The organism is Aliivibrio sp. 1S175 (genome assembly GCF_001690985.1).
Classification (GTDB): Bacteria; Pseudomonadota; Gammaproteobacteria; order Enterobacterales; family Vibrionaceae; genus Aliivibrio.
The window spans coordinates 25,287-43,236 of record NZ_MAJS01000026.1; the positions used below are offsets into that span (position 1 = coordinate 25,287).

18 protein-coding genes are annotated in these 17,950 nt (G+C 40.4%); 12 read left to right on the forward strand and 6 right to left on the reverse strand.

What is annotated here, in order from left to right; all coding sequences use genetic code 11:
- Nucleotides 1–384: 384 nt before the first annotated feature.
- Nucleotides 385–2,100, reverse strand: coding sequence for a proline--tRNA ligase (locus tag A6E06_RS10755; protein WP_065592080.1), 1,716 nt, complete (start codon nt 2,098–2,100; stop codon nt 385–387).
- 149 nt (nt 2,101–2,249) lie between these two features.
- Nucleotides 2,250–2,948: a tRNA (N6-threonylcarbamoyladenosine(37)-N6)-methyltransferase TrmO gene (tsaA, locus tag A6E06_RS10760; protein ID WP_065592081.1), complete on the reverse strand. Its 699-nt coding sequence runs from the start codon at nt 2,946–2,948 to the stop codon at nt 2,250–2,252.
- Nucleotides 2,949–3,117: 169 nt separating this feature from the next.
- On the opposite strand from tsaA, the gene A6E06_RS10765 reads away from it, so the two are divergent.
- Both A6E06_RS10765 and ykgO read left to right on the forward strand, forming a co-directional pair.
- Nucleotides 3,118–3,375 carry a type B 50S ribosomal protein L31 gene (locus A6E06_RS10765; RefSeq protein WP_061005174.1) on the forward strand — a complete coding sequence of 86 codons (258 nt, stop codon included), beginning with the start codon at nt 3,118–3,120 and terminating at the stop codon, nt 3,373–3,375.
- Complete coding sequence (ykgO, locus tag A6E06_RS10770) at nt 3,375–3,512, forward strand: type B 50S ribosomal protein L36 (protein ID WP_012549672.1); 138 nt, start codon at nt 3,375–3,377, stop codon at nt 3,510–3,512. The genes A6E06_RS10765 and ykgO overlap by 1 nt, the downstream gene beginning before the upstream one ends.
- A 61-nt stretch (nt 3,513–3,573) precedes the next feature.
- Here ykgO and A6E06_RS10775 read toward each other — a convergent pair whose 3' ends face one another.
- From A6E06_RS10775 to metN, 3 genes are read right to left on the reverse strand one after another with little or no spacing between them, the layout of a single operon-like run.
- Nucleotides 3,574–4,383 (reverse strand): MetQ/NlpA family lipoprotein, encoded by an 810-nt coding sequence (locus tag A6E06_RS10775; RefSeq protein ID WP_065592082.1) that lies wholly within the window; start codon nt 4,381–4,383, stop codon nt 3,574–3,576.
- Nucleotides 4,384–4,424: 41 nt separating this feature from the next.
- A complete protein-coding gene (locus tag A6E06_RS10780) occupies nt 4,425–5,102 on the reverse strand; it encodes a methionine ABC transporter permease (RefSeq protein ID WP_065592083.1) in 678 nt (225 codons plus the stop codon).
- Nucleotides 5,092–6,126 carry a methionine ABC transporter ATP-binding protein MetN gene (gene metN, locus A6E06_RS10785; RefSeq protein WP_065592084.1) on the reverse strand — a complete coding sequence of 345 codons (1,035 nt, stop codon included), beginning with the start codon at nt 6,124–6,126 and terminating at the stop codon, nt 5,092–5,094. Before metN ends, A6E06_RS10780 begins: the two co-directional genes overlap by 11 nt.
- Before the next feature lie 240 nt (nt 6,127–6,366).
- On the opposite strand from metN, the gene gmhB reads away from it, so the two are divergent.
- On the forward strand, nt 6,367–6,918 hold the full coding sequence (gmhB, locus tag A6E06_RS10790) for a D-glycero-beta-D-manno-heptose 1,7-bisphosphate 7-phosphatase (RefSeq protein WP_065592085.1): 552 nt from the start codon (nt 6,367–6,369) through the stop codon (nt 6,916–6,918).
- A gap of 67 nt (nt 6,919–6,985) precedes the next feature.
- Here gmhB and A6E06_RS10795 read toward each other — a convergent pair whose 3' ends face one another.
- The gene (locus tag A6E06_RS10795; protein ID WP_065592086.1) at nt 6,986–7,870 is read right to left on the reverse strand and encodes a LysR family transcriptional regulator; all 885 of its coding nucleotides are present in this window, start codon (nt 7,868–7,870) and stop codon (nt 6,986–6,988) included.
- 156 nt (nt 7,871–8,026) lie between these two features.
- On the opposite strand from A6E06_RS10795, the gene A6E06_RS10800 reads away from it, so the two are divergent.
- The 9 genes from A6E06_RS10800 (at nt 8,027) to A6E06_RS10835 (ending at nt 17,930) form a co-directional block, all read left to right on the forward strand.
- Nucleotides 8,027–8,422 carry a RidA family protein gene (locus A6E06_RS10800; protein WP_218059898.1) on the forward strand — a complete coding sequence of 132 codons (396 nt, stop codon included), beginning with the start codon at nt 8,027–8,029 and terminating at the stop codon, nt 8,420–8,422.
- 86 nt (nt 8,423–8,508) lie between these two features.
- On the forward strand, nt 8,509–9,972 hold the full coding sequence (locus A6E06_RS10805; RefSeq protein WP_065592088.1) for an aldehyde dehydrogenase family protein: 1,464 nt from the start codon (nt 8,509–8,511) through the stop codon (nt 9,970–9,972).
- A 56-nt stretch (nt 9,973–10,028) separates the two neighbouring features.
- Entirely contained in the window at nt 10,029–11,018 is a 990-nt protein-coding gene (locus tag A6E06_RS10810) for a membrane dipeptidase (protein WP_065592089.1), read from the forward strand.
- A gap of 98 nt (nt 11,019–11,116) precedes the next feature.
- Nucleotides 11,117–12,691 (forward strand): BCCT family transporter, encoded by a 1,575-nt coding sequence (locus A6E06_RS10815; protein ID WP_065592090.1) that lies wholly within the window; start codon nt 11,117–11,119, stop codon nt 12,689–12,691.
- Between the two features lie 122 nt (nt 12,692–12,813).
- On the forward strand, nt 12,814–14,496 hold the full coding sequence (locus A6E06_RS10820) for a hypothetical protein (RefSeq protein WP_255312078.1): 1,683 nt from the start codon (nt 12,814–12,816) through the stop codon (nt 14,494–14,496).
- A complete protein-coding gene (locus A6E06_RS10825; protein ID WP_065592092.1) occupies nt 14,496–15,227 on the forward strand; it encodes a DUF3726 domain-containing protein in 732 nt (243 codons plus the stop codon). The genes A6E06_RS10820 and A6E06_RS10825 overlap by 1 nt, the downstream gene beginning before the upstream one ends.
- Nucleotides 15,228–15,386: 159 nt before the next feature.
- On the forward strand, nt 15,387–15,554 hold the full coding sequence (locus A6E06_RS19975; RefSeq protein WP_176703473.1) for a hypothetical protein: 168 nt from the start codon (nt 15,387–15,389) through the stop codon (nt 15,552–15,554).
- A gap of 292 nt (nt 15,555–15,846) precedes the next feature.
- Complete coding sequence (locus tag A6E06_RS10830) at nt 15,847–16,875, forward strand: ABC transporter permease subunit (protein ID WP_065592093.1); 1,029 nt, start codon at nt 15,847–15,849, stop codon at nt 16,873–16,875.
- Between the two features lie 11 nt (nt 16,876–16,886).
- Nucleotides 16,887–17,930, forward strand: coding sequence for an ABC transporter permease (locus A6E06_RS10835; RefSeq protein ID WP_176703475.1), 1,044 nt, complete (start codon nt 16,887–16,889; stop codon nt 17,928–17,930).
- Nucleotides 17,931–17,950: the final 20 nt, after the last annotated feature.

Genomic DNA, 17,950 nt, shown 5'->3' on the forward strand with positions numbered 1-17,950 from the left:
ATCTAATGGCATTACACAGAAGTAGTTACGGGGCTATTATGTTTTATGCAGCAGTAAGCACCTCAATAATGGGGCCATAAATAACTGAAGCTAAAATGTATAGACTTATCTGGTAAGTAAAATTAGATCGAATTTGATGGTTCTACAAATAGGTAAATAAGTAGATAGCATCAAGATAGAGCTAAAAAATGTATAAAACGTTAAGGTAGATAAAATCACAAAGCCGTAGAGTAACGGTAATAAAGACATTGATTTTATTGGCGTGGATTCTATCAGTAGGTGAGAAGTAAGCAAGTAATAAATAAGTCAAAAAATCATATTATTACGGGTATAAAAAAGCCAAGTCAGAGGACTTGGCTTTGTGTTTATTCATGGAAGCTGAAATTAGCTTAGTTGTGCTTTAATGTGCTCAACGATGTTTGCAATTTCGATTACTTCCTTGCTGTTTGCACGACGGTTCTTATATTCAAAGTTACCTTCGTCCATGCTACGGTCGCCAATAACAACGGTATGTGGAATACCGATAAGCTCGATGTCTTTGAACATAACACCTGGGCGCTCTTTACGATCATCAAATAGAACGTCGATGCCCATCGCTGTTAATTCTGCATACAGTTTTTCTGCCGCTTCTTTAACGCGATCAGATTTGTACATGTTCATTGGAACGATAGCAACCGTAAATGGTGCAAGCGCTTCTGGCCATACAATGCCGTATTCGTCATTGTTTTGCTCGATAGCTGATGCAACAACACGTGAAACACCGATACCGTAACAACCCATCTCAAGGATAGAGTTTTTACCGTTAGCATCAAGTACGCCACAGTTCATTGCTTCTGAGTAGGCTGTGCCTAATTGGAAGATGTGACCAACTTCGATACCGCGTTTCAGTTGTAGAGTACCTTGACCACATGGGCTTAGATCGCCTTCAACAACGTTACGTAGATCTTCAACTTGACCAAGCTGTACATCACGATCCCAGTTCACACCAAAGAAGTGCTTACCGTCGATGTTTGCGCCTGTACCAAAGTCACTCATTACAGCAACAGAGCGGTCAACGATGAATGGGAGTTCTAGGCCAACAGGACCAAGAGAACCAGCACCAGCGCCGATTAGGTCACGAAGTTGTGCTTCGTCAGCCATCTCTAGTGGAGATAAAACTTGTGAAAGGTTTTCAGCTTTAACTTCGTTAAGCTCGTGATCACCACGGATGATAAGTGCAATGATATCAGCATCAACTTCATCAGATGCTTTAACAAACAGTGTTTTCACTGTTTTTTCAATTGCGATACCGTGTTGCTCAACCAATTCTGCAATTGTTTTTGCGTTTGGTGTATCAACCGTTGTCATCTCTTGAGTAGGAGCTGCACGTTCAGTTGTTGGTGCTAGAGCTTCTGCTTTTTCGATGTTAGCTGCGTAATCAGATCCTGTTGAGAATGCGATCAAATCTTCGCCGCTTTCTGCAAGTACGTGGAACTCTTGAGAACCACTGCCGCCGATTGCGCCTGAGTCAGCCAATACTGGACGGTACTCAAGACCCATACGGTCGAATGCTTTACAGTAAGCATCGTGCATTGCATCGTAAGACTTTTGTAGGCCTTCTTTATCGATGTCAAAGCTGTACGCATCCATCATGCAGAATTCACGTGCACGCATTACGCCAAAGCGTGGGCGACGTTCATCACGGAATTTAGTCTGGATTTGGTATAGGTTTAGCGGAAGTTGTTTGTAAGAGTTAACTTCGTTACGAACAAGGCTAGTGATAACCTCTTCAGCTGTTGGGCTAAGAACAAACGGACGAGCATGACGGTCAGTAAAGCGAAGAAGTTCAGGACCCATCTTTTCAGAACGGCCTGTTTCTTCCCAAAGCTCAAATGGTTGAACTACGGGCATCAACGTTTCGATTGCACCTGCATTGTCGATCTCTTGACGAACGATATTTTCGACTTTACGCAATACACGTAGACCTGTCGGTAGCCAAGTATATAAACCTGAAGCTAGACGGCGGATCATACCTGCACGTAGCATGAGCTGGTGGCTCACTACTTCTGCGTCGTTTGGAGTCTCCTTCAGTGTTGAAAGAAGGTATTTGCTAGTGCGCATGTTTTCATCCATTTGTTAGTTATGAATATTGGAATACCTCGATTTAAACAGTTAAATCGAGAGGTCAATTTTAGCCTGTGCCAATTCTTTAATCAGAATGGATTCAAATCTAAAATTAAGCCCTCTATGATATCAGCCTAAAAGCGATCTCAAAAGCGATCAATTGCAGTTACCGTAATGGAATTGCTATCAACAATGAATTTTACGTTCAAATCAAACAGATTTACCGCGTATTCCTTGGTATCTGCCTTTCCTTTTTTGTAAGCAGGACGAGGATCTTGCCCAAGCACTTCTTTTATCACCGCTTCAATATGTGTTTTTTGTGGGTGTGAACTAAGTGATTTTTGTGCCTCTATTGATAAATACACATCAAGAACATCGGGTTCCTTTTCTGCAAAACCACCTAAAGCATCAGGGATAGAATCGGAATAAGGGATGTAAGGTTTGATGTCGATAATCGGCGTGTTATCCACTAAATCAACACTGCCTAACTCTAAATACGTTTGATTACCTTCTTGAACTACACCTTTTAATTCGACCGCCGACATGCCAATACCATTAGGGCGAAAGGTCGCTCGTGAAGCAAATACCCCAATACGTTCGTTTCCGCCTAACCGTGGTGGACGAACCGTTGGTCTCCATCCCGCATCGAGATTTTGGTCAAATAAGAAAAGAAGCCATAAATGAGAGAACTGCTCAATAGCACGCACGGATTCAGGTGAGTTAGCATCCCCCACCAATTTTAGGCGAGATGTGGCACTAGGCGCTAAGCGAGGTTGACGAGGAACCGCAAACTTTTCTTTGTAAGGTGATTGGATAAAACCAACAGGATCGATGTGATAAGTCATTTATGTAAGCTCAACGGTGAATATGACTGAATTTTATCATAAGTAATGAAAAGGCACTTTTTTACTTTATATGATAATAGTTCGCAATTACTAATTGTTATGTTATAACATAACTAATTGTTATGTTATAACATAACAATTGATGGCAATTTATTAGAGAGAGAAAAAGATGAAAGAAGGTATTCACCCAGAATACAGAAAGGTTATTTTCCACGATACGAGTGTGAATAAATACTTCCTTATTGGATCTACATTGCAGACAGATAGAAAAATGACATGGGAAGATGGTAAGGAATACCCTTATATGACATTAGATATCTCTTCTGAATCACACCCATTTTATACCGGTGAGCAAAGAGTGGTATCCACTGAAGGTCGAGTTGCAAACTTCAATCGTCGATTTGGTGCATTAAAAGGGAAAGTATAATGAAAGTATTAAGCTCATTGAAAAGTGCTAAATCTAGACATAAAGATTGTCAAATCGTAAAGCGAAAAGGGCGAGTTTTTGTTATTTGTAAAACTAATCCTCGATTTAAAGCGGTTCAAGGGAAAAAGAAAAAGTAAGATATAAAAAAGGTTGGCATCACTGCCAACCTTTTTAGGTTTGATTAAGTTAAAAGAGGAATTACCAACCTTTAACTACGCCGCCTTTAAATGTTTTTAGAGCAGCTTGGTAAACTTCGTCTGATTGGTACGCTTTAACAAACGTTTTTACGTTATCAGTATTTACGTTATCAGTACGGCCAACAATTAAGTTTACGTATGGAGATTCTTTATCTTCAACAAAGATGCCATCTTTCTCTGGTGTAAGGTTCAGACTACTTGCGTAAGTTGTGTTGATTACAGATAGAGCAACATCATCAAGAGAACGAGGAAGTTGCGCAGCATCTAACTCAACAATTGTGATGTTTTTAGGGTTAGCGGTAATATCACGAACCGTTGCAGCAAGACCAGAACCATCACGTAATGTGATTAGGCCTTGTTCTTGAAGCAGAAGAAGAGAGCGACCAAGGTTAGTTGGATCGTTTGGTACAGCAATACGCGCACCATCTTCAATTTGGTCAACCGACGTTACTTGCTTAGAGTAACCTGCAATTGGGTAAACAAATGAATTACCAGCAACTTCAATTTTGTAACCACGGTCAGCCACTTGTTGATCAAGGTATGGCTTGTGTTGGAATGCATTTAAGTCGATAGAACCATCATCCAACGCCGCGTTTGGTGTTACGTAATCGGTAAATGTGACTAGCTCAACATCAAGACCGTATTGTTCTTTTGCAACTTTAGCTGCTACTTCTGCAACTTGAGCTTCAGCACCCGCCATAACACCTACTTTAATTAGGTTTGTGTTTGTTTCTTCTTGGCCACAACCAGTTAGAATTAGTGTTGATGCTAGACCAGCAACCGCGGCCAGTGTTTTAATGTTAAATTTCATTATTTACTCCTTAAAAATGAATTCCATATATAAAAATTAGATTAACGATGATCAACTTTTTTAACTAAAGCATCACCTACAGATTGAATGATTTGCACCAAAACAATCAGCATTACAACAGTCACTGCCATGATGGTTAAATCATAACGGTGGAAACCATATCGAATAGCAACATCACCTAAACCACCACCGCCAACCGTACCTGCCATTGCAGAGTAGCTAACTAGCGTTACTAGAGTGATAGTCACTGCATTTAAGATTGTTGGTAGTGCTTCAGGAAGCAATACTTTAGTAATAATTTGTAGCGGTGTTGCGCCCATAGATTGTGCTGCTTCAACTAAGCCACTTGGTACTTCAATTAATGCGCCTTCAATCAGACGAGCCACAAATGGGATAGCACCAATAGTCAGTGGAACAATTGCTGCTGTCGTACCAATAAAGCTACCAACAATCAATTTTGTTACTGGAATAATGGCAACCATTAATACTAAGAAAGGAACAGAACGGCCCACGTTAACAACCGCGCCAAGTGCACTATTGAATGTGGTATTTTCCATTAAGCCGCCTTTTTTGGTGATATGCAAAATAACACCAAGAGGGATCCCAATAGCAAAGCCCACAATACCTGCAACAGTAACCATATAAAGCGTTTCGCCGGTTGCGTTTAATAGTAGCTTGCTATTTAAATCAAGCCATGCCGAAATCACATCAAATGACATAACCTAACACCTCTACTTTTACATGATGATTACGTAAGAATGCAATTGCTTGCTCTGTTGATTCAGGGTTACCGAAAAATTCCGCTAGCATAAGGCCGAATTTAACGCCGCCTGCATAATCAATATCTGCGTTTAATATACTGATATCAATATCAAATTCGCGAGATATTTGACTAATCACTGGAGCATCAACACTCGCACCTGTAAATTCCAAACGAATAAGAGGGTAACTGCCTTCTACATAGGTTTCTTGAAGACGAGATTTGAAATCATCAGGAATCGATAAATCTAATGTTGCACGAATAAACTCTTGAGCCAGTTTGGTTTTCGGATGAGCAAAAATATCGCTCACAATGCCTTTTTCAACCAATTCACCGCCACCGATAATCGCCACTTGATGACAGATGCTTTTTACAACCTCCATTTCATGTGTGATGATTAAAATCGTGATGTTTAATTTACGGTTTAGATCTTTAATCAGCTCTAAAATCGATTTTGTTGTCGCAGGATCAAGCGCACTGGTTGCTTCATCACATAGCAGTACTTTTGGATCCGTTGAAAGTGCACGAGCAATAGCTACACGTTGTTTTTGCCCACCACTTAAATTAGCAGGGTAGGTGTGATGCTTATCAGTCAAGCCGACTAGCTCTAATAGCTCAGTCACTTTCTTGTTAATGTCTTGTTTTGATTTACCCGCCAACTCTAGGGGAAGAGCCACGTTATCAAATACAGTTCGTGAAGCTAAAAGATTAAAGTGTTGGAAGATCATCCCAATATTACGACGAGCTTTACTCAATTCGCTTGAAGACAGCTTAGTTAAATCAACACCATCAACAATAACTTCACCATTAGTTGGCTTCTCTAGCATGTTTACACAGCGTATCAGTGTACTTTTCCCTGCACCTGATGAGCCTATTACACCAAAAATGGTGCCTTGGGCAATATGTAGGTTAATATCTTTAAGGGCATTAATTTCCTTTGCGCCTTGATAAAACACCTTATTAACGCGGTTTATTTCAATCATGATTCGCCTTGAACTGCATTTTTTGTAAAATAGGGAGCTAATGTAAATAGAAAGAGAGCAAAGGTTAAAAAATCTGAGCGATCTCTCATTTTTATACCCTACTGATGCTATTTCGGATATTGATTTAAGTCAATAGATATTTTTACGTCTAGACGGCTAAACGTATAAATAAGATGCTAAGAAGCAAAAAGCGTGAGATAATTTTTTATTAACCGATTTGATTATATAGAGGGTTTCACCTTGTCTAAACCAGCAGTATTCCTTGATAGAGACGGCGTGATTAACGTTGATCGTGGCTATGTTCATAAACGTGATGACTTTGAATACATTGATGGTGTATTTAATGCGGTTAAAAAATGCAAAGACATGGGTTACCTACTTGTATTGGTAACAAACCAATCAGGCATTGCTCGTGGCATGTTTACAGAAGAGCAATTTGAAACACTGACAGAGTGGATGGATTGGAACTTTGCTGAAAACGATATCGACTTTGATGGTATCTATTATTGCCCGCATCACCCAGAAGCAACGGTTGAAAGATACAAGGAAGAATGTGATTGCCGTAAACCAAATCCAGGTATGTTTATGTCTGCTCAAACGTTCTTAGACATCGACATGGAAAACTCTGTGATGATTGGTGATAAGAAAGAAGACATGATGGCTGCACAAGCGGCGGGTGTTGGTACTCGTATTCTTGTTCGTACTGGTAAGCCAGTAACAGAAGAAGGTGAAGCGTTAGCGACGACGGTACTTGATAGCATTGCTGATGTGCCTAAGTTTTTGTTTGCTTAATTAAATAAAGCACACGAGTTAATTTTAGAAAGCCCACAGACTTTTAGTTTGTGGGCTTTTTTATTGATTATACTTCTTGATAATTTAAGTACTCAACGCACAGTTCATAGAATTGCTGAGCTTGTGGTGAGATGGTTCTGCCTGCTAACTGAAATATTCCAATTTGTCGCTCTAGTGGGGGATCAATTAAAGGGATCCAGACTAAACGGGTTTCATTGGTTGGGAAGGCTAATTTAGGTAAGGTCGTAATTCCAATACCGAGTTCTAATATTGAAAACAATGAGGTGATATTCTCTACAGAGTAGAGGGCCTGTTCACTGAGTACGTGAGCAGGAGTGGAATTAAGTAAAGAGCAAGTCCCGTTCTTAATAAAAGGGTATGAGAGTAATGCCTGCCATGCAACACCGTCGAGGTTATTGGCAATCGGATGATCTTTTAAGCACACCACACCAATTGGATCGGCGATAAGCGGAGTAAAGTGAATTGCTTCCTCTTCTAATTGTGAGTAATTCCCTAGCGCTAAATCGACTTCGCCAGATAATAACCTTGCTTCAACAGCGGCGGCATTATCATCAATTAAACTGACTTCCACATTTGGGTACTTCTCACTAAACGCCCCCAGTACACTCGGGATTAATTTTGCAGCAACAGAAGGAACGCTTGCTATACGGACTCGTCCTTGTTGGCCTGCCGCATCGGCACGTAAATCGTTGGTTAGTTGTTCATAAACGCCTAAGAACTGTTTTATTTTAGGAAAGCACAGATCTCCAAAAGGGGTTAATTTAGATTTATTACCGGCTTCAAATAAAGGTTGTTCTAAAATACGTTCAAGCTCTTTAATTGAGGTTGATAATGCCGCTTGAGAACGATTTGCACGATTTGATGCAGCGCGAAAGCCTCCTTCTTCTACGACTAAAGTAAAGTGTTTCAATTGCTGTAGTTTGATACTCATTTATCCTCCCCCTTGCCAGCCCTTTATTTATCGAATTCTTACTAAAGTGATTAGTTTTTCTTATCGAATGTAAAAAATTTACCGTTAGATTTATCATCTGTCAATGTGCATTATTTAACTATATTGAAACATTGTTATTACATGGCGAGTGAGAGAGTGACGACTAAAATGAAAAAACATGCAGTAAAAACCGAGCTATTTGCGTCAAAAGCACCTCTTGAGTGGGCAATGGTAAATAACGGCACTTTATATACGGCTCAGATACCTATTGATCAATCAGGAGTCGTTGTTGAAGGGGGCATTGAAGCGCAAGCTCGTCAAACTCTAGATAATTTAGTTCATACATTAGAGTGTGCGGGAGAGTCATTAGATTCTGTTCTGCAAGTATTGATTTATGTCACTGACAGAGAGTACTTAGCAACCGTAAATAAAGTGTATGCAGAGTACTTTAATGCCCCTTATCCAAACCGTGCTGCAATGATTGTGGCAGGGTTAGCCCGTGAAGAAATGTTGGTTGAGTTTGTTGTGTATGCAGCGGTTGAACCAAAATAGCGGGAAAGTAGTTTTGATTAAATTTGTATAAACATCATTTATTGCCAGACTTAAAGGCAGTGGATCTCAGAGACAAGGAAAGTAGCATGACAGTTCAAGCACAAAATATTCAAGCAGAAAAATCACTATACATCGGCGGAGAATGGCAATCAGGCATCAGTACGATTGCGAACATTAACCCATCAGATATTAGCCAACATTTAGGTCATTTTGCTCAAGCCAGTGAAAGCCAAGTTCAAGATGCGATTTCTGCGGCTAGAAAAGCACAGCCGGAGTGGGAGAAAACACCACTAGAGCGTAAGCAAGCCGTATTACAAGCGATTGGTGATGAGTTAATTGCACGTTGTGATGAATTAGGCCGTTTACTTTCTAGTGAAGAAGGTAAGCCTTTTATGGAAGGTCGTGGTGAGATTTATCGTGCGGGTCAGTTCTTCCAATATTTTGCTGCTGAAGTGTTACGTCAAATCGGAGACAGTGCCGATTCTGTAAGACCGGGTGTTTCTGTTGAAGTGACGCGTGAAGCTGTTGGGGTGATTGCGGTTATTTCGCCTTGGAATTTCCCAACCGCAACCGCTGCTTGGAAAATTGCACCAGCATTGGCATTTGGTAATAGCGTCATTTGGAAGCCTGCAAATCTAACACCTGCAAGTGCCGTGGCATTAACTGAAATTATTCACCGCCAAGGTTTACCAGAAGGGACGTTCAATCTGGTGTTAGGCAATGGTTCTCAAGTAGGTAACGCACTGATTAACTCAAAAGAGATAAACGGTGTGAGCTTTACGGGCTCTGTTGATACTGGTCGTAAAGTAGCAACAGCAACCGCTCCAAACTTTGTGCGTTGTCAGTTAGAAATGGGCAGTAAAAATGCACTCGTTATTGCAGATGATGCCGATATTAACATTGCGGTTGAAGCCACCATTGCCGGATCGTTTTCAGGGGCGGGTCAGAAATGTACCGCGTCATCTCGTTTGGTTGTTATGGATGGCATTCATGATGCGTACGTTGAAGCGTTAATCAAACGAATGAGCCAACTTAAAGTGGGGCATGCATTGGAAGAGGGCGTATTCATGGGACCGGTAGTTGATGGTAATCAATTGGATGCGAACTTTGGTTGGATGGAAAACGCACGTCAAAGTGGCGCAGAATTGGCGTTTGGTGGTGAGCGTTTAAATCTTGAGCATGAAGGCTATTACATGTCGCCAACGCTGTTTATTAATACCGATAATAAATGGGAAGTGAACCAAGAAGAAGTGTTTGCACCAATGGCAAGTGTGATCCGAGTGGCTGATTTAGAAGAGGCTATCGCCACCACCAATGACACGCGTTTTGGGTTAACAGGCGGTATTATCACTCAAAGTTTACGTACCAGTTCGTTGTTTAAACAACAAGCTCAAACAGGGTGTGTCATGGTCAACTTACCAACCGCAGGTACGGATTATCATGTTCCATTTGGTGGTCGTAAAGAATCAAGCTTTGGCCCTCGAGAGCAAGGTCAATACGCAAAAGAATTTTATACCGTAGTGAAAACCGCTTACCAACGTCCTTATTAAAGTGGATGGACAATCTACGTAAATAGATGAAACCGAAATGAAATAAGGAGCGTGTTATGTATCAACAACGGATTGTTATCGATGGTTTGCAATACTGCAATTGGGATAGAGAGTATTTTCAGACTCTAAAAGCCAGTGGCATTACAGCGGTTCACGCCACCATGGTGTACCACGAAAACGCACGAGAAACGTTGAGTCGTTTTGCTGAGTGGAACTTACGCTTTGAGCAAAATGCCGATCTTATAATGCCTGTCTATTCAATGGCGGATATTGAAGTGGCGAAAGCGGAAGGCAAGGTGGGTATTTTCTTTGGTGCGCAAAACTGCTCTCCGATTGATGATGAAATTGGCTTAGTTGAAGTCATGCGTCAACAAGGGTTGCTCATCATGCAATTGACCTATAACAACCAAAGTCTACTCGCGACGGGATGTTATGAAAAAAATGATACTGGTATTACTCGTTTTGGTCAGCAAGTGATTGAAGAGATGAACCGCGTAGGGATGATCGTCGATATGTCTCACAGTGCAGAGCGTTCAACGCTTGAAGCAATTGATTTATCGTCACGCCCTATTTGTATTAGTCATGCCAATCCTTCTTTTGCTCATGATGCATTACGTAATAAATCAGACACGGTAATTAAAGCATTAGCAGAACGTGGTGGACTACTTGGTTTTAGTTTATATCCATTTCATTTGCCAAATGGCAGTCAATGTAGCCTAGATGATTTTTGCCAAATGGTAGCAACAACTGCCGATATGGTCGGAATAGAACACTTAGGTATTGGCAGTGATTTGTGCTTAAACCAACCACAAGAAGTATTGGAATGGATGCGTAATGGTCGTTGGTCAAAAGCGATGAATTATGGAGAGGGGTCCGCCAGTAATTCAGGATGGCCCGATGCTCTCCCATGGTTTTGTGGCAGTGCAGGAATGGAAAATATCTACAACGGATTAATGCGTCATGGATTCAGTGAATCTGAGGCCGGAAAAGTACTGGGTGAAAACTGGTTTAACTTTTTAAAACAAGGACTAGAGCCTATTTCGTAAAACGAAACCCATACATGGAGCGCCTACTCAATACAACAATAATAGGGTAGGTAGCAAGCACACCTTTGCAGCTGCAAATTGAATACTGGAGCCAGAGTATGTCTGATGTAACCGATAACATGAAAAGTTCAAGCAAGAATTCGTCAATAAAAGAGAATGAATCCACGGCAGAAAAACTGGGGCTCGATAACCCCGCTTTATGGTATAGCGGTGGTTTTATCGCTTTATTTGTCTCACTTGCGTTAGTGAATGCTGAATTACTATCGACCATTGTTAATAGTGGATTTGCATGGGCTGTGAGTGTCTTTGGTCCTTATTGGCAAATCTTATTATTACTGACATTCCTAATTGGTTTAGGGTTGGCAGCAGGACGTACTGGTCGAGTTATTTTGGGGGGAATAGATAAACCTGAAATGGACGGATTCCGCTGGATGGCGATCATCTTTTGTACTTTATTAGCGGGTGGAGGCGTATTTTGGGCCGCGGCTGAGCCGATAGCTCATTTCGTTAGTGCACCACCATTATATGGCGCGCAAGAGAACGTACAGCAAGCGGCGGTTAATGCGTTATCACAATCTTTCATGCATTGGGGGTTCTTAGCATGGGCAATCGTGGGGAGCTTAACGTCCATTGTTGTTATGCATCTTCATTATGATAAAGGGTTACCGCTTAAACCGAGAATTTTACTTTATCCTCTCTTTGGTAAACGCGTACTGACTGGTCACACAGGTGCATTGATTGATGCGTGTTGTATTGTCGCGGTTGCGGCAGGGACAATTGGTCCGATTGGTTTCTTAGGTCTACAGGTGAGCTATGCGTTAAATGCTCTGTTTGATATACCAGATGGTTTTACCACACAGCTCATCATCATATTATTCGCTATCGCTCTATACACGATTTCTGCGTTAAGTGGTTTGAATCGTGGTATGCAAATGCTTAGCCGTTATAACGTTATTTTAGCGTCAGCATTGATGATTTATGTGCTTCTTTTTGGTCCAACTAACTTTATCGTCAATGGCTACATCCAAGGGGTGGGCAGCATGATTGATAATTTCATTCCTATGGCAACCTATCGTGGTGATGAAGGCTGGTTAAGTTGGTGGACGGTATTTTTCTGGGGATGGTTCTTAGGGTACGGACCAATGATGGCGATCTTTATTGCTCGCATATCACGCGGTCGCAGTATTCGCCAATTGATCTCTACCATTAGTATTATTGCACCGCTTGTGACGTGCTTTTGGTTCACGATAGTCGGTGGTTCAGGATTGGCTTTTGAAATTGCGAATCCAGGCAGTGTGAGTTCGGCTTTTGAAGGGTTTAACTTACCGGGGGCTTTATTGGCCGTGACCTCTCAATTGCCAATGCCAATGGTAACGTCAATCCTATTTCTAATTTTAACCACCATCTTTATTGTGACCACGGGTGACTCGATGACATACACCATCAGTGTGGTTATCAGTGGAGAAACAGAGCCAAATGCCATTATCAGAACCTTTTGGGGCGTGATGATGGGGGTAACGGCATTAATCCTTATCTCTCTTGGATCTGGTGGTATATCAGCATTGCAATCCTTCATTGTCATTACCGCTGTTCCTGTCTCTTTAATCTTGTTGCCCTCACTTTGGGATGCACCACGGATCGCCATTAAGATGGCAAAAGAACAAGGGTTGTAAACCCATCCAATAACGTGAAGCAAGAGCGGTGTTTGCCGCTCAACTTGGCTCTAATAATGAACTAAATTCTAATAAAAGAGCCCCTATCAATACACCTATAATTAGAAATGGTGGTGAGCAACATGGATGCACATCGTTCAACGTACGCTGAAACTCATCTGCGTAAACCTGAAATTGTAATGGCGCCGGAAAGACTGGGTGCAATGCACCAAAATAGAATCAGTTTTGTTCGTAGCTTAATACGCAAAATGGCACAGCAAGAATGGCAAGTCACTAAGCATGAATGGCAATTATCACCACAAGGTTTTGGTCATGTTATTTATAAATTAGTGACACCGAATGATACGTATCATTTGGTTGTTTTTTGTGACGAAATTGCAGATGAAGAACGTAATGATCGTGTTATCGCCGAAAAATGGGATGTAACGTTTGCTTTGGTTCTTGGGGAAGTCAATGTCGATTTATTAAGTCGATTAAAAGCCAATGTGCCATTACAAGAAGCAGGAAGAAACCCTAATAATGTCTTGGTGTTAGCAAGAGCAAATAAAAGTGTACGAGTCTTTGAACATCTCGTTTCTCACCTAGCGAAAGGAGAACAACCTAACCAGAAAGAGTTGGCTGAAGTCGGTTATATTCTTAGAACTACCGCGGTGTATGGTAATGGAAAGTTTGGCATTGCCGATTTTAAATTATTGGAAAATAACGCTGACTTTAACCAGTCGTTTAGTGCGCAAATGTGTGCCGTTTATTTATTGCGTCAATTCAGCTTAGATTGGGTGCATTACTTAGCAACTGAACAAGGCGGAGAAGACGCCGTTTATTTAGATCGCCAATTGCAACGCTACCTTGGGGTAGGAAATGCCACAGGGTTAGGGATGGCTCCCTATTTAATTAACCATCCTTGTATTGTTGACCAATGGATGTTTGCTCGAGAAATGGCATTGGCTGAAGTTCTGCATAATAGGGTGTCGTTAAATAAGAAAGAACCTCTAAATTACTTGTTGAAAAAAGCAGTACTGCACCTAGAGCAGGTGATGACTATTAATGAAACTCAAGATAACCTTAATAATATCGCCGTTTCTGAATTAAAAGAATTAACGAACAATTTAGATAACGTATTTGGTCTGAGTTTAACGTGGAAAGATGTAGTCACTCAATCGCACAGTATGAGTTTAGAAGCCCAAGAGATCCTGTTGTCTTGCTTGATGGAAGTGAATCCAGAATTAGTTGATAGGTTTGAAGAACAGATGAACTGTAGTGAAACACTCTCCCTTCCAAGTGGAAAAAAAGTGCAAGACTTAAGGGTAACTATAGAGAATTGTTATCAATGGGCAATTAAAACGGACTTCACTAAACCAGAAAATAATTATTGGTTTTGGTATCGCTCACAAGATAAAGAAGAACCTCGATTAGGGATTAGAGGGAAAGAAAAGGGAGAAGATCGAGAGCTGCCATTAGACATAGGTCGACAAGTTTATCGTCTTTATCATTCGTTATTGAAATGTGATAAGAAGTTATCATTGGCTGAATTTTTAGTTGAGCATCCAAAGTACCGCGCCATCGCACGAAGAGTCTGGACATTAGGGCATAAGGCGATGGGGGATATTCAAATGAATGTACTACATAAGTCGTCTTTACCTATGCATTTATTACGCTGTAAATTAGCGGTTTTTGGCGCAACAAAATTTGATCCACGATCAGACCGTTGGGTGAGAGTGACTTTTTTTCAAGGCGCGCCCCTGTTAGATGAAGTTCATGATGGTGAATGGCTATTCCCATTATTGCCAGTCGAAGGAGAAAGCTAATGATCGTGTCACATAATGAATTAGTTGCAGTAACTAATAAGGCATTTCTGGGAATGAGACGCACGTGTGGTGAGGCTGATATCATTGCGAATATGGTAGCCGATCTGCAAATGGTTGGTTTAAACGGAGTAAAGCATTTTAATAATGCCAGTCGATTCCTAACTACAGAGGACGATTGTCCTGTAGATATAACCATTGCAACTTCTGGTGATTTAATCGTGGATTTACATGGTTGCAGTGTTGCGTGTCATTTACCCGTTATTGTTGATTATGCGATTGAAAAAATGGTAGGAAAAAAAGCATTAACAATTACGCTTAATAACTGCCATAACCGTTGGTTGGCGTACAGTGAATTAGTTAAATTAGCGGCAAAGGGCATTGCGTGTAAAGCGGAATGGGAAAATGGAACTAGCCCGAAAAGAACATGGTACATCCTAAATAGAGGTTGCGTTGCTCCAGACCTATTTTTATCTGATGAGGTAGCTTTAAATAGTCCTTACCTTAATGATATGACGATTGAATTAGCAGTAAAAGATTTCAATGTAGAGGAATATTCAAAAGGATACAGCATTCATATTGATTCAACTGAATTGAGCATGACTCAACAGGATTCATGGCGTAATGGGATTGATGTTGATGACATTGACTGGGAGATCTTAAAACAAACGGCAATGGCTATGTTAGTTGAAAATAGTGATCTATCTCTTAACGGTGCGGGTGAGCTGGTTTAGTCATATAAATTTAATGAATATAAAAAGTACTCATGGTATAAATAATGAGTGCTTTTTTATGCAGGTCTCAAAATTAAGTCAAATTATTCGTATGTTTACATTACAAATGTACATAAGGTTACTTACACTTTACGTAGGTACTAAGGATGAGGTGGTTATATGAATTCGTTAGATACAAAGATCAATATGGTTGCAGATTTAGAACCAAGTAAAAAACTGCCTATTCAAAACGATCAACAGGATGATTCTGTGAATACGTGGGATCAACTTACCGAACAGCAGCAACAAGATATCTTAGCGCACTTAACGGCAATTCCTTTTGAGTAGTTTTTTGCGTTAAAGCACGCTTTATTTCCTATTCAGGATAATTTAATCCAATAGGGTCTACTTTATGGAACTTTTGTAACCATCCTCGTCGAAAAACAGCCTTTTCCTTTCCTATCCCTTCGCTATTCTGCAAACTGTTAACTCGATTACATTATCTAACCTTACCTTTGTAGTTATTTAATCATTGAGCTAAGTTAATAAAATTATTATAAAAAATAAGACTAAGCTGAAAATTTAATTTGGCTAGTACTAGCAGCGGAGTCTGCAATTGGATATGGAGCAATAGTCACGGATGATATCTTATCTACTCAGGCGACTTTTATTGGTTGTCCCAACATTTATCGGAATAACCTTACTTATTTTTGCCTTAACACGGTTTGTGCCTGGTGGCCCAGTAGAGCGAATGCTTTTGAGTTTGCAAATGCAAGGGAGCTCTGAAACGGGTGGAACCAGCAGTGTTACCGATGGTAATAATGCCCTATCTGAAGATCAAATCGCTGAGTTAAATGCTTTCTATGGTTTAGATAAACCGGTATTTGAAGCCTATTACGACTGGTTAACTAAATTAGTTGTTCTTGATTTAGGGGAATCAACTCGTTATTACGAACCCGTATGGGACATGATTGCTGAACGCTTACCTGTTTCTCTTTTTTATGGAGGGATGACCTTTCTACTTAGTTATATGATCTCTATTCCTCTTGGCTATTTAAAAGCGCTAAAACATGGTTCCATCCTTGATTCTACCTCCTCTATTGCTATTTTTGTCGGATTTGCCTTACCTGGTTATGTCATTGGTGTTTTCCTCATTAGTTTATTTAGCTATCAGCTAGAGTGGTTTCCGATGGGAGGCTTTGTCGGTGATGATTTTGATGACTTCGGTGCTTTTGAGCAAATAAAAGACATTATGTGGCATGCCGTGTTACCTCTATTTTGTTATCTCATTGGTGATTTCGCGTTACTTACCATGACAATGAAGAATAATTTGATGGAAAACTTAGCCGCTGATTATGTACGAACAGCCATTGCAAAAGGGTTGCCGTTTAAAAAAGCAGTGCGTAAACATGCATTACGAAATAGTTTAATTCCTGTCGCTAGTCACTTTGGTAATTCATTAATGTTTTTTATGACAGGGTCATTTCTGATAGAAGTTATTTTTAATATTGATGGGATTGGGTTGCTAGGTTATGAAGCGATAATGGAGCGTGATTACCCTGTGGTCATGGGCTTATTTGCCATTAATGCCACCATGCTGATGCTTGGTAATATTTTATCTGATATTTGTGTAGCAGCGGTTGATCCGCGCGTTAAATTTGGAGCTTAATTATGTCGTTTATTTTAAATTTAAGTCCATTAACGCAAAAGAAAGTTCAACGATTTAAAGGAATAAAACGCGGTTATTGGTCTTTCCTAATTTTATCTTTGTTATTGGTACTGTCTATTTTTGCTGAAGTTTTTGTTAATAGTAGAGCTTTGCTTGTTAGCTACCAAGGTCAGTGGCATTTCCCTACTTATGGTGATGTGAAATCAGGAGACACCTTTGGTTTAGGGTATGTACATGAAGCCAACTACAGAGAATTACAACTTAAGTTTGAACAAGAAAGTGAAGGTAACTTCGTCATTATGCCTATAGTGCCTTGGAATCCTTACGAGCAAGATTTCTCTGGCGATTTTCCACCAACAGAACCAAGCATTGAAGACAAGCATTACCTAGGCACCGACACGATTGGTCGAGATATTTTATCGCGCTTGACCTATGGTTTTAGGATAGCGATGGGTTTTGCGCTTATTACGTTAGTCATCTCTTATGCGATAGGGGTTTCTGTTGGGTGTGCGATGGGCTTCTTTGGTGGAAAGTTCGATTTGTTCTTCCAACGCTTTATTGAAATTTGGTCTATGGTGCCGTTTTTATACGTCATCATGATATTAGTCTCAATCATGAAACCAAGCTTTATGCTCTTTACCTTAATTAATGTCATGTTTGGCTGGATGGGAATGACATGGTATATGAGAACCATGACCTATAAAGAAAAATCCAGAGAATATGTGATGGCAGCAAAAGCATTAGGGGCATCTAATTCACGCATATTATTTCATCATATTTTACCCAATACGATGGTCATGATTGTGACATTAGCCCCCTTCACTATTGTGGCCAATATCACCGCACTAACCGCTTTGGATTATTTAGGATTAGGACTTATGCCTCCAACCCCAAGTTGGGGAGAGTTGCTACAACAAGGTAAATCCAATTTAGATTCACCTTGGATAGCGACTTCTGTTGTGACTGCTATTGTTACGGTATTAATTATGGTGACTTTTATTGGTGAGGGGATACGTGAAGCTTTTGATCCCAAGAAACATACGCGATATGAGTAATTTCATTTAATCGTTTAATG

What these genes read in the sequence shown, in the direction of transcription:
- A6E06_RS10755 (WP_065592080.1), bottom strand. Translation starts at nt 2,100, where the DNA reads ATGCGCACTAGCAAATACCTTCTTTCAACACTGAAGGAGACTCCAAAC.
- tsaA (WP_065592081.1), bottom strand. Translation starts at nt 2,948, where the DNA reads ATGACTTATCACATCGATCCTGTTGGTTTTATCCAATCACCTTACAAA.
- A6E06_RS10765 (WP_061005174.1), top strand. Translation starts at nt 3,118, where the DNA reads ATGAAAGAAGGTATTCACCCAGAATACAGAAAGGTTATTTTCCACGAT.
- ykgO (WP_012549672.1), top strand. Translation starts at nt 3,375, where the DNA reads ATGAAAGTATTAAGCTCATTGAAAAGTGCTAAATCTAGACATAAAGAT.
- A6E06_RS10775 (WP_065592082.1), bottom strand. Translation starts at nt 4,383, where the DNA reads ATGAAATTTAACATTAAAACACTGGCCGCGGTTGCTGGTCTAGCATCA.
- A6E06_RS10780 (WP_065592083.1), bottom strand. Translation starts at nt 5,102, where the DNA reads ATGTCATTTGATGTGATTTCGGCATGGCTTGATTTAAATAGCAAGCTA.
- metN (WP_065592084.1), bottom strand. Translation starts at nt 6,126, where the DNA reads ATGATTGAAATAAACCGCGTTAATAAGGTGTTTTATCAAGGCGCAAAG.
- A6E06_RS10795 (WP_065592086.1), bottom strand. Translation starts at nt 7,870, where the DNA reads ATGAGTATCAAACTACAGCAATTGAAACACTTTACTTTAGTCGTAGAA.
- A6E06_RS10805 (WP_065592088.1), top strand. Translation starts at nt 8,509, where the DNA reads ATGACAGTTCAAGCACAAAATATTCAAGCAGAAAAATCACTATACATC.
- A6E06_RS10810 (WP_065592089.1), top strand. Translation starts at nt 10,029, where the DNA reads ATGTATCAACAACGGATTGTTATCGATGGTTTGCAATACTGCAATTGG.
- A6E06_RS10815 (WP_065592090.1), top strand. Translation starts at nt 11,117, where the DNA reads ATGTCTGATGTAACCGATAACATGAAAAGTTCAAGCAAGAATTCGTCA.
- A6E06_RS10820 (WP_255312078.1), top strand. Translation starts at nt 12,814, where the DNA reads ATGGATGCACATCGTTCAACGTACGCTGAAACTCATCTGCGTAAACCT.
- A6E06_RS10825 (WP_065592092.1), top strand. Translation starts at nt 14,496, where the DNA reads ATGATCGTGTCACATAATGAATTAGTTGCAGTAACTAATAAGGCATTT.
- A6E06_RS19975 (WP_176703473.1), top strand. Translation starts at nt 15,387, where the DNA reads ATGAATTCGTTAGATACAAAGATCAATATGGTTGCAGATTTAGAACCA.
- A6E06_RS10830 (WP_065592093.1), top strand. Translation starts at nt 15,847, where the DNA reads ATGATATCTTATCTACTCAGGCGACTTTTATTGGTTGTCCCAACATTT.